Source organism: Streptomyces sp. NPDC028928 (genome assembly GCF_055564915.1).
Genome location: NZ_JBVHVI010000007.1, coordinates 347,779 through 358,669, shown reverse-complemented (window position 1 = coordinate 358,669; position 10,891 = coordinate 347,779). Strand labels below are relative to the sequence as shown.

7 protein-coding genes are annotated in these 10,891 nt (G+C 72.8%); all 7 read right to left on the bottom strand.

Features of this window, described 5'->3' with window-relative positions; all coding sequences use genetic code 11:
- Positions 1-31: 31 nt before the first annotated feature.
- Genes ACZ4U1_RS19465 through ACZ4U1_RS19435 form a run of 7 tightly spaced genes read right to left on the bottom strand, consistent with a single transcriptional unit; the run spans position 32 to position 10,856 of the window.
- Positions 32-691: a condensation domain-containing protein gene (locus ACZ4U1_RS19465; protein ID WP_467904647.1), complete on the bottom strand. Its 660-nt coding sequence runs from the start codon at positions 689-691 to the stop codon at positions 32-34.
- Positions 625-5,394 carry a condensation domain-containing protein gene (locus ACZ4U1_RS19460; protein WP_467904645.1) on the bottom strand — a complete coding sequence of 1,590 codons (4,770 nt, stop codon included), beginning with the start codon at positions 5,392-5,394 and terminating at the stop codon, positions 625-627. Before ACZ4U1_RS19460 ends, ACZ4U1_RS19465 begins: the two co-directional genes overlap by 67 nt.
- A 22-nt stretch (positions 5,395-5,416) precedes the next feature.
- Entirely contained in the window at positions 5,417-7,312 is a 1,896-nt protein-coding gene (locus ACZ4U1_RS19455; RefSeq protein WP_467904643.1) for a non-ribosomal peptide synthetase, read from the bottom strand.
- Entirely contained in the window at positions 7,309-8,385 is a 1,077-nt protein-coding gene (locus ACZ4U1_RS19450; protein ID WP_467904641.1) for an HAD-IIIC family phosphatase, read from the bottom strand. Before ACZ4U1_RS19450 ends, ACZ4U1_RS19455 begins: the two co-directional genes overlap by 4 nt.
- Positions 8,382-9,671 (bottom strand): acyl-CoA dehydrogenase family protein, encoded by a 1,290-nt coding sequence (locus ACZ4U1_RS19445; protein WP_467904640.1) that lies wholly within the window; start codon positions 9,669-9,671, stop codon positions 8,382-8,384. Before ACZ4U1_RS19445 ends, ACZ4U1_RS19450 begins: the two co-directional genes overlap by 4 nt.
- Complete coding sequence (locus ACZ4U1_RS19440) at positions 9,655-9,924, bottom strand: acyl carrier protein (protein ID WP_467904639.1); 270 nt, start codon at positions 9,922-9,924, stop codon at positions 9,655-9,657. The genes ACZ4U1_RS19445 and ACZ4U1_RS19440 overlap by 17 nt, the downstream gene beginning before the upstream one ends.
- Complete coding sequence (locus ACZ4U1_RS19435; protein WP_467904745.1) at positions 9,921-10,856, bottom strand: 3-oxoacyl-ACP synthase; 936 nt, start codon at positions 10,854-10,856, stop codon at positions 9,921-9,923. The genes ACZ4U1_RS19440 and ACZ4U1_RS19435 overlap by 4 nt, the downstream gene beginning before the upstream one ends.
- Positions 10,857-10,891 lie beyond the last annotated feature (35 nt).

Here is a 10,891-nt window from a genome sequence, read left to right as displayed (position 1 = left end):
GTTGCAGGTCTCCTTCGTCGGCCGGGCCGCGTCAGTCGGTGTGCGCGGGCCGTGCCGCGGCCGGCCTCGCAGGTGTGCTTGCGCTGGTCGTCGTGCGGACGGGCCACAGGCTGGACAGCGGTGCACCGGGGGCGCGGGTGGCCGCGCGCAGCATCGCGAGCAGTCCCTCGACGAGAGCCCGGGCACTCGACCGGTCGAAGAGTTCGGTGCGGTAGTCCAGCGAGACGGACAGCTCGTCCGGTCCCGGCCCTTCGACCACGGACCAGGAGAGGTCCGGTTCGCTGCGGCCGGGCGGCAGCGTGAGCCGTCCCGCGTCCGTGCCGGGCCACCGCACCGGGGTCGCCTGCACCCCGGCCACCGAGCCGAGTGCCGCCGGCAGCGCCTGGTAGGAGTACGCCACATCGAACAGCGGTGCCCTTCCGGGCTCGTCGGGCAGGCCGGCCGCGCGCACGATGTCGGCGAGCGGCACATCCCGGTGCTGTTCCGCGCCGGTGACGGCACGCCGCACCCGGTCGGTGAGCTTCGCGAAGGACGGGTCGTCGGCCAGGTCCAGACGCAGCGGCAGGCTCCGCGCGAAGGGCCCCACCCGCGTGCGGGCCGCCGAGGGCGCGAGCGCCGTGCCGCTCAGCCCGATGAGCGCCTCGTCCGCCTCGGTGTGCCGGGCGAGCAGGGCGGTGAGGGCCGCCAGCACGCTCTCCCTGGTCCCGGACCGGCCCACCGCGTGGGCGAGGTCGTCGGGAACCCGGCACCCGAGGGTGGCGGTGGCGCGGGGCCGTGGGCGGGCCGGGCCCGGTCGAGCGGCAGCGCGCCATCGGCCAGTCCCGTCAGCGTCCGCCTCCAGTAGGCGAGCTGGTCCTCCCTCGGCGGTCCTGCCCAGGGCTCGGTCCGCTCACCGGACAGCGGGGCAGGCGTGGGCAGTTCGGCCGGGCGTCCGTCGAGGCGGGCACCGTACAGAGCGAGCAGGTCCCGGAAGAACACCTCCGGCTGACCGCCGTCGTAGGCCTGCCGGTGGGTGGTGACCAGCAGGACGTGCCGGGCCGGGCCCGTCGTCGCGAGGAGCGCGTGGAGCCGGCGACCCGATGCGGGATCGAGTACGGGGGCGGCCTCGGCCTGCGCGATCTCCCTGGCGGTGAAGAGGGGCTCGCTCTCGCCGGAGACGTCCGCGGTGGTGAGGAAACCGTCGCCGAGCAACGAGCCGTGCCCCACGGCTGTGCCGGTCCCGGCACGCAACACCTCGTGCCGCTCCGCCAGTTCCTCCAGCGCCGCGCTCAGCGCGGGGAGCCGTACCTCGCCGCGCAGCTCCAGACAGCTGACGACGGGGGTGGCGACCGGGACCACCGGGGCGGGCCGCGTGTCCGGCCGCTTTGCGACCGGTCCGGTCACCGCCCGGGGACCGTCGGGGAGGTCGCCGTAGCACGTGTCCTGGTTGTCCGCGACGGCGTGCAGCAGCTCCAGGTACGCCTCGGACATGGCGGAGATCGTGTCGGCGTCGAAGAGCTGCGTCGCGTACTCCGTCATGACCACGATCTCGTCCTCGTCCGCCAGCTCGCCGACGACCATCGAGAGGTCGAACTTGGCGGTGCCGGGGGGCAGCCCGGGAAAGTGCGGGATGATCTCCGGGTCGTGCGCCGGTCCGCTGACGATCTCGCCGAAGGCGGCGGCCGGCGGCAGCGTCTGGTGCACGTACATCACGTCGAAGAGCGGGTTACGGCTCGCATCGCGGTCGGCCGCGACCTCGCGCACCACCTTGTCGAACGGGATCTCCTGGTGGTCGAGGGCGCCGAGGACCACTGCGCGCTCCTGGCGCAGCAGCTCGCGGAAGCTCGGGTCACCCGACAGGTCCGAGCGCAGTGCGATGGTGTTGTTGAAGAAGCCGAGCAGACCCCACAGTTCGGGCCGGTTACGACCGACGGTCGAGGTGCCGACGACGATGTCCCGCTGGCCCGACCAGCGCGCGAGCAGCACTTTGAGCGCGGTGAGCAGCACCATGAACAGGGTGGCCGACTCCTGGGCGCCCACCTCGCGCAGCCGCCGCACCAGTGGGCCCGGGACGGTGAACCCGTGGGTCGCACCCGCGAAGTCCATCCGGCCGGGGCGCGGCCGGTCGGTGGGCAGCTCCAGCGCGGGCGGGTCGCTCAGCCGTTCGCGCCAGTAGCTCAGTTCGCCGTCGAGGAGGGAGCCGGCCATCAGCTCGCGCTGCCAACGCGCGTAGTCCGCGTACTGCACCGGCAGCGGGGCGAGGCCGGGGGCACGGTTCTCCAGGCGGGCCGTGTAGAACTCCAGCAGCTCCCGCAGGTGGATCTGCGGAGCCCAGCCGTCGTTCACCGCATGGTGCATGCACCAGCAGACGATGTGGTCGTCATCGCCGATCCGTACGACGGTCACCCGTACGAGCGGATCGTCGGCGATGTCGAAGACCCAGCGCATGGCGGAGGTGATGACGGCATCCGCCGCGGCCTTCGGGGCGTCCTCGCCGGAGACATCCAGGTACGTGAAGAAGTCGCCCAGTTCGGGCCGGATCTCCAGCCCGGGTCTGCCGTCGGCCTCGACGAGGTTGGAGCGCAGCACCTCGTGGCGCCACGCCAGGTCCTCCCAGGCGAGCCTGAACGTCTCGACGTCCAGGGGGCCGCGGTACCGGGAGGCGCCGGGGAGGTTGTAGAGCGTGGTCGTCGGGTCGAGCTGGTGGTGGAACCAGATGCGCTCCTGCCCGTACGACAGCACCCTCTCCCCGCCCGGGACGACCGGCGGCAACGCGGCGTCGGGCACCTCGGGGACGACCGGGGCCGTCGGCGCGGCCGCGGCACCGGACGCTTCCGGCGCGGGAGCGTGCCGCGCCCTGGCGTGGATGGCGTCCGCGAGCGCGCCGACGACGGGGTGGTCGTAGACGTCCGCCATCTTGAGCCGGACCCCGTGCTGCTCTCGTACCAGCGTCAGGAGCTGGGTGGCGATGACGGAGTTGCCGCCGATGGAGAAGTAGTCGGCGTCGGCCGGGACCTCGTCCGCGTGCAACAGCTCGACCAGGGTCTCCCGCAGCCAGGCCAGTACGGTCCCGGATCCCGCGGTCCGTTGCGGGCCGGGTGCGGGGACCGGCTCCTCGGCTGCCGGAGAGGAAGCCGGAGACGGAGCCGGTACCGGAGACGGAGGAGACGGAGCCGGTACCGGAGAGGGAGGAGACGGAGCCGGTACCGGAGGGAGAGCGGTGGGCCGGTGGAGCGCTTCGTGGGAGGACAGCACCTCACCCAGCGGCCTGGCCCAGCAGCGAACGCCGGTGAACGGATGTCCCGGCAGTGGAACCCGGCCCGCCGACGGGTCGGCCCGCAGCATCGGCCAGTCCAGGCCGCCACCCTCCTCGTACAGCTTGCCCAGCAGCTCCAGGACGGCGGCGTCGGTGTCGTCGGCACCGGGCCGCAGACGGAACACGCGGGCGTCCGCGCGGTCGTGGAGGAGGGCTGTCAAACGGTCACTGATCTCGCCGCGGGACGCCAGCTCCACGAACACCACCGGGCCGTCGGCGAGTTGCTCGTCCGCCGCCGCGTGGAGCTGCTCCACCCGCAGCGGGCTGCCCGCCACCGCGGGATCCTGCCCGCTGCCCGCCCGCCGCAGGGTGGCGGTGTCCTCGGCGCTGAGATCGCCCCGCAGGTACCGGGCGGTGTAGCGGGAGATCCCCGAACTCATCAGCCCGTCCGGCGAGACACCGGCCCGGACCAGCCGCTGGTACGTCGCGAGGTGTCCGCCGGCCATGGCGGCGCAGTCGGCCGGTACGGGCAACTCGTCGGGCAGCTGAGCGCGTGGCTCGCCGGGTGTGGCGTCCGCCGAGAGCAGGAAGACCACCCGTGGTGCGGCCATGGCGACGGTGGCAGCCGTCTCGGGCGTCTCGGCCCGGCGCCAGGTGACCTCGGCGGCCAGGCGTGCCGCCAGCTCGGAGGTGTCCCGGGCGACCACGGACACGCGGTAGGGGTCGTGGTCCCTGCCCTCGTTCAGCGTGCGCGCGACGTCGGCCAGCGGGTGGGTCCCGTCGCGCAGTTCGAGCGACAGCCGCTCGCACTGGGCGAGCAGGTCCGCCCGGCTGCGGGCGGACACCGCGACCAGCTGCGGGGTGCCGGCGGCGGGGCGTGCCGGGGCGGTCACCGGAGGCTGCTCCACCACGCAGTGCGCGTTGACCCCGCCGAGGCTGAACGAGCTGACGCCCGCCCGGCGCGGCTCGTCGTCCCACTGCTCGAGGGAGGTGACGACCTCGAGTCGGGCGCCTTCGAGGTCGACCTCGTCGGCGGAGTCCTCGAAGTGCAGCGAGGGATACAGCTCGCCGTGGTGCACGCTGAGTACCGCCTTGACCAGCCCGGCGATTCCCGCGGCGTGGTCCAGGTGCCCGATGTTGGTCTTGACCGAGCCCACTCTCACCGTACGGTCCCCGTCGGGACGGGCCAGGGCCAGGCCCTCGGCTTCGACCGCGTCGCCGAGCCGGGTGCCCGAACCGTGTGTCTCGATGTATCCGGCGGTCGCCAGGTCCAGCGAGGCGTTGCGCCACGCCTTGGTGATGACCTGTGCCTGCGAGCGGGCACTCGGTGTGCTGATGGTCGCGGAGTGCCGGCCGTTGTGCACCACGGCGCTGCCGCGGATCACGGCGTGGATGAACGCGCCTTCCGCCAACGCCCGTTCCAGGGTGGTGAGGACCACCACCGCGCCGCCCTCGCCGAAGCCCGCGCCGTCCGCGGCACGGTCGAACGCGCGGGACCGGGCGGTGGGCGAGCTGATGCCGGGGAAGTCGGCCGTGGTGGCCGCCGGCGGCACGATGTGGCGCACGCTCACCCCGCCCACGACGGCGTGGTCCGCGTCGCCGTCGCCGAGTTCACGGCATGCCTGGTGGACGGCGACGAGTGAGCCGTTGCAGCCGGTGTCCACGCCGTAGCAGGGGCCGGTGAAACCGAAGAGGTGGGAGATCCTGGCGGGCAGGGCACAGGGGATGTTCCCGTTCATGCTGAGCGTGCCGTGCTCGCGCACCAGAGGCGCGTAGCCGTTGTTCGGCGAGCTGAAGATCACCGCTGTCGGGCTGTCCCGGAGCACGGACGGGGCGTATCCGGCGTTTTCCAGCGCCTCCTGGGTGAGCTGGAGTGCCAGCCGGTGCTGCGGGTCGGTCACCTCCGCCTCGCGCCGGGACAGTCCGAAGCGCTCGTGGTCGAAGAGGTCGATCCGCTCCAGATAGCCCATCTCCGGATAGTCCTGCCGGGGATCGAGCCCTGTGCTCCGGATCCGTTCCGGCGGGATCGGGCGCACCGAGTCCCTGCCCGCCCGCAGGTTCGCCCGGAAGGCGGCGAGGGAGTCCGCCTGCGGGAATCTCGTGGCGATGCCGATCACCGCGATGGCCGGTCTGCCGTGGGTCACGCCCGTGCCGCTCATGTCGCCTCTCCGTTCACGCGTGTCAGAGCTCGTATGTGGCCGGTGGGGCGTGTCCGTCACCTGGCGCGCGCTCGCCCAGGCGGTCGGCGATGCGCTGTGCCTGCGCGGCGATGGTGACGTGGTCGAACAGCTCACCCACCCGCAGCGCCTCAGGCCATCGCTGGTCCAGCCTGTCGTGCAGGTCGATGACCTTGAGCGAACTCCCGCCTACGGCGAAGAAGTTGTCGTCCGGACCCGAGCGGGAGTGTCCGAGGACCTCCGCCCAGATCCGGCCGACGGCGAGCCGGTGCCCGCTCCAGTCCCCGCCCGCGGTGCCCCCGGACGCCCGCCTGCCGGTCGGGATCAGCGTGCGGAGCGCGGCCCGGTCCGCCTTGGTGCTGCGGTCGAGCGGTATGTGGTCGACCGGTACGAACAGGGACGGTGTGGCCTGTTCCATCAGCCGGCCCCGGCAGTGTTCGCGCAAGCGCGAGGCGTCCGGCGGCCCGCTGCCGGGTGTCGGCAGGACGAACGCGATCACCTGCGGCTCGTCCTGCCCGTCACGTTCGCAGAGCACCACGGCCTGCTCGACGTCCGGATGGCGTTCCAGCACGCTTTCGATCTCGCCGAGTTCGATCCTCGCACCGCGGATCTTGGCCTGGTCGTCGGTTCTGCCGTGGTAGTGCAGCGCGCCCCGCTCGTCGACGCTGGCGACGTCCCCGGTGCGGTACAGGCGCCCGCCCGGCCGCCCGTAGGGGTCCGCGACGAATCGCTCGGCCGTACGGGCCGGCTGGTTCGCGTAGCCGAGTGCCACCAGGGAGCCGCCCACGTACAGCTCGCCCCGCTCCCCGGCCGGGACTTCCCGCAGCCGCTCGTCCAGTACCAGGGTCTCGGCTCCCGGCCAGGGCCGACCGATGGGGATACGGTCCCGGGTCGGGTCCGGATCGGTCTCCACCGTGCAGGCGATGGTCGTCTCGGTGGGCCCGTACTCGTTGACGATCCGGGTCCGTGGCAGTCGCTCCTTGTGCGCGCCCACCAGCTGGGGGGTGCACGCCTCACCCCCCACGACCACCAGGCGCAGTGTGTCGGGCAGGCCGCCGGGATCCTGGAGCACCGCCCGGTAGTAGGAGGGGATGTTGAACAGGTGTGTGACACGGTGTTCCCTGGCCAGCCGGGTGAACTCCGCCACCCGCAGGAGCTGTCGGGGGTCGGGGAGCACCAGCGTGTGACCGCCGGTGAGCGACCAGAACATTCCGCCGAGGATCCCGTCGAAGGACAGCCGCAACGCGATCAGGAAGACGGAGTGCTCGGTGCCGTACACCGGCCCCCGGCAGCTGATGGACGCCGCGAGCTGGCCCCGGCTGACCATCACGCCTTTGGGCACACCGGTGGATCCCGAGGTGTAGGCGACGTAGGCGGGGCTCTGCTCGGGGACCGGTGGGTACGGGTCGGTGGGCAGCTCCCGGCCCGCCGCGACGAGCCGCGTCAGACGGAGGCCGGCCGCGTCCACGACCGTCGGCGGGGTGGACGTCGCCGCGAGCGCGGAGGCCGGCACGGCGTCGCCGCCCTCGCTCAGCACCACCGCGCAGTCGACGTCCCGGCACAGCGCCTCGAACCTCCCGAGGGGCAGGTCCGGTTCCAGGACCGCCCAGGTGGCACCGGTGCGCAGTGCGGCGAGCATGGCGACCACGGACAGGGCGCTCTGCCGCGTCCGGACGCAGACGACCCGCCCCGGCCGCAGCCCGTGCCGCCACAGCAGCCGGGCGAGTCCGGCCGAGGCGTGGTCGAGCTCGCGGTACGTCAGCGAGACCCCGCCGATGACGAGCGCGGTCGCCTCGGGCGTCCTGACCACCTGGCTGCGGAAGGCTGCCCACACCGGCCGTACCTCCGCCGGGGCGTCCACGGGGGCGAACTCGTCGGTGTCACCGGGATGCCGGGTCATCGCGGCCTCGCTTCCTCTGCCGTTGCCGTCGCACCGGCGATCACGCGCGTGTGGCCGGGGGCCTCGGGCAGCGGGCGCTCTGGGTCCACGGTGAGCACGAGGCGGTCCTCGTCGGTGACCGTCGCCTCGTAGCCGGCGAAGCGCATCGTGACCAGCATGTTCCGGTTGGCCTCGGTCGGGACGAAGTGCGCGACGGGGCGCCGGCCGGCCGCCAGGGCCTGCCGGATCAGATGGTGCAGCAGCACGCTCCCCGCACCGCGCGAGGCGACCCGGCAGGACATCAGCATCAGCCGCAGGACCGAGTCCCGTCCGACGAGCTCCGTGACGGACAGGCCGATGGTCCCGTAGTCGCCGAAGCGGTCACGGAGCGTGGCCAGCAGCACCTGATGGTCCGGTGAGGAGATCAGCCGGCGCAGTTCGTCGATACCGTAGGTCAGTCCTGTGCTGTTGAGCTGGTGCGTGCGGACGGTCAGCTCGCCGGCCCGGGACAGGTCTTCCTCGGTGGCCGGGCGCAGCTCCATGACCAGGCCGAGGGAGTCGAGGAACGCCTGGCGTCCTTCGGTGAACTCCGCTTGGGCCTCCCGGCGTTGCCACTCGGCCTGGTAGAGCCGGCGTCGCCCGGCGGCTTCCGGGGTGATGTGCTCGGGCCTGAATTCCCGGAACTGCGGCAGCTGTCCGACCTGCGCCGCCGGGTAGCAGCGGACCATGGGGAGTTCGCTCGCGACCTCCGCCCGCTCCACCGGGTCGTTGTCGACGAACGCGATCGTGTCCAGACCGATGCCGAGGGCCTTCGCGATCCGGCGCAGCGCACCGGATTTGGCGCCCCAGCCGACCTGCACCGCGCAGAACCAGTCGGCCAGTCGGCGTTCCGCCAGATGACGCTGGGTGACACCACGTTCGCCACGGCCGGCGGCGGCATGCAGGATGCCGCGGCGGTCCAGCTCGGCCAGGGTCTCCAGCGCCGCGGGGAAGGGGACGGGATCGTCGCCCTCCAGTACCACTCCGTCCCACAGCGTGTCGTCCAGGTCCCACACCAGGCACTTGACGGTGGGCGCGCCCGCTGCCGCCGTCACGGCGACTCTCCGGGACGTCGGGGCCCGACGGGGCGGTCCGTGCCGGTCGCCGCGTCACCGAAGCGCCGCAACAACCGTTCGGCTATGTGAAGTTCGGACACTTCCTGTGCTCCTTCGATGATCTCCATGACCTTGGCGTCCCGGAAGTGACGGCCCGCCCTGCTGTCGGGCGCGCAGCCGGCCGAGCCGAGCAGCTGCACGGCGGCGCGGCTGCCCGCCGCCGCCGCGGACGCCGCCGCGTACTTGGCCATGAGCGTCTCCGACACCCCGTGGCCCGGGCCCGCGGCCCGCACCTCGGCGGCCCTGCGGGCGAGTTGCCGGGCCCCGGCGGCGTCCACCGCGGCCCTGGCCAGCAGTGACCGGACCAACTGGTGGTCCCCCAGAAGGCTGTCGCCTTGCCGGCGGACCGCGGCGTGGGTGGCGGCGTCCTCGACGCACGCCTCCGCCATGCCCACGCATCCCCAGGCGACCGTGAACCGGCCGTGGTCGAGGGCGGTGCCGGCGACATGGGAGAGCCCCAGGCCGGGAGGGGCGACGAGCTGACGCCGGGGCACCCGCACGCCGTCGAAGGCCAGATGGGCGATCCGGGCGGCCCGCATGCCGAGCTGGCCGTTCACCGGCTCCCGCCCGACACCGGCGCGGTCCGCGTCCACGAGCACGGCGGCCGGCTTCCCCTCGTACGTGCCGAGGACCAGGAACACGTCGGCGACCGCCCCGAAGGTGACCCATCTCTTGTGGCCGCTCACGACCAGTTCCTGGTCCGACCGGCCCGATGCCTCGATGCGGGTCTCCACCGACCCCAGCGCGCTGCCGGCGCCCTGCTCGGTCGCCGCGAAGCCGGCGGTCAGCTCGCCGCCGGCCAGCCTGGGCAGCCAGTCGGCCCGCTGTGTCTCGGTGCCCCAGCGCAGCAGCGCCGCCGCGACCATGCCCTGTACGGTCAGCAGCCCGCGCAGGGCGCTGCACTCGGCACCGATCCGGGCGGCGATCTCCCCGAGCACGAGCGGGTGGAGGCCGGCACCGCCGTACCGCTGGGGCAGGTCCGCGGCGAGCAGTCCCGACGCGGCGAACTCCGTGCGCACCGCATCGGGCAGTCCGCCGTCCTGGTCCCAACGGGAGGCGTTGTCATGCGCGTCGGCCGCCAGATCGGCCGCGACCCGGGACAGGTCCACGGGCTCCACGGGCTCCACCGGCTCCACCAGCTTCACGGGCTCCACGGGCTCCACGGGCTCCACGGCCGGCGGATGGGTCGTCGCGGCGTCGGAGCCGCTTTCAGGGACTGTCGGCATGTGTCTCTCCCGACTCGGGCGCCCCGTTCTTGCGCCGGACGAACTCCGTGATGCGGTTGGCGGTCCTGAAGCTGTCCAGATCCAGGTCCTCGACCTCGACGGTGAGGGCGAAGCGGCTCTCGACGAAGGTCACCAGCTCCAGTGCGAACAGCGAGTCGGCCAGGCCCTGTGCGAAGTAGTCGTCGTCCGGCTCCACCGGCCGGCGGAGAGCCGCGCTCAGAAAGCCGGTGATCTGCGAGGTGATGTCGTTCATGCCGGGTCCTCCTGTGAACCTGTCTCGACCAGCAGCAGACTCCAGGCGGCCACCGGGCTCACGTTGATCAGGACCGCGAGGTCGCCGGGGGCCAGCTCCTTGCGGTCGAGTGCTGTGCGGAGATTGAGGAAGACGTCATTGGGACCGAGGTGTCCGTACTGCCGGAGGTTCTCCCGGCACGCCGGCAGCAGTTCGATGTCCAGGGAGTCCTCGATGAAGGTGAGGCTCCCGACGGACAGGTTCTGGCTGACGAAGCCGGCGACGTCCCCCCGGCCGATCCCGTTGCGCCGCAGCAGGTCGCCCAGCATCGCGGAGAGGTGGTTGCGTGTCTCCATGGCCAGGCGGAAGGAGTAGGTGCTGGGCTCCGTGCACCGTTCGCGCCACTGAGCGGTGGGGCGGTCCCGGTAGTCGACGTGGAAGAGGTCCCAGTAGCGCCCGTTGGTCAGCTGCGCGATGTCGAGTACCCGCGTCCTCCCGCTGCGGGAGAGCAGCAGTGCCTGCCCGCCGTCGCCGTTCACCGTGACGGGGTGGCGGTAGCGCAGGGTGGTGGCCGGCTTGCTGCCGTGCACGACCAGGACATCGTCCAGGGCAGGGTCGGCGGCCAGCAGCCCGCGGGCCGTCAGCAGGGCCGGGGTGATCGAGACACAGCCGAGTCCGCCCACCGAGAAGGTGAGGGCGTTCTCGGCGCCGAGCCGCTGCTGGAGCCGGGTCACCTCGGAGCTGAGGAACGTCTCCTGGACCCGTGACTCCACCATCACCAGGGCGCCCAGGTCCCGGGCGTCAAGCCCCGCCTGTTCGAGAGCCCGGCGCGCGGCGCGTTCCGCGAGAGTGACGGAGCCGAGCCGGTCGTCCGCCCGGACCGTGTCGATGCCCAGACCGTCGCGGGTGGCGCGCTCGGTGTCGTCGAACGTCCGTACATCGGTGATCGGCAGAGTGTGCTCGGGCAGATACCAGGCGGCGCTGCGAA